The organism is Peterkaempfera griseoplana (genome assembly GCF_001418575.1).
Classification (GTDB): domain Bacteria; phylum Actinomycetota; class Actinomycetes; order Streptomycetales; family Streptomycetaceae; genus Peterkaempfera; species Peterkaempfera griseoplana.
In genome coordinates, this window is record NZ_LIQR01000057.1 from 37,795 (window position 1) to 38,117 (window position 323).

Sequence of the window (323 nt, forward strand, 5' to 3'; positions counted from 1 at the left end):
CTGCTGGGGGGCGTCGGGCACCTTGGTCTGCTCGGCGGTGAACATCGTGGGGTCGGCGGTGATGTCGTAGGCGTCGACGGTGGTGGCCAGGACCACGCCGGAGGCGTCCGTTATGGCACCGCGGTCCGCGGGCAGCACATCGTCCACATAGCGGTTGACGGTGGCCTCGGCGGCCAGCGCCGAGGCGTCCACCAGCTGCAGCTGGACCAGGCGCCCGACGAACAGCGACAGCACCGCGGCCAGGGCGACGGTGACCAGCCGCAGCCGGCGCCGGGGGTCGCCGAGCCGGATGGAGCCGACCGGGGGGCGGCGGCGCGCCGCCG

At 75.2% G+C, this 323-nt stretch carries 1 pseudogene; it reads right to left on the bottom strand.

Features of this window, described 5'->3' with window-relative positions:
- Positions 1-323, bottom strand: a pseudogene (locus AOK09_RS40695) (cell division protein); the annotation flags it as partial.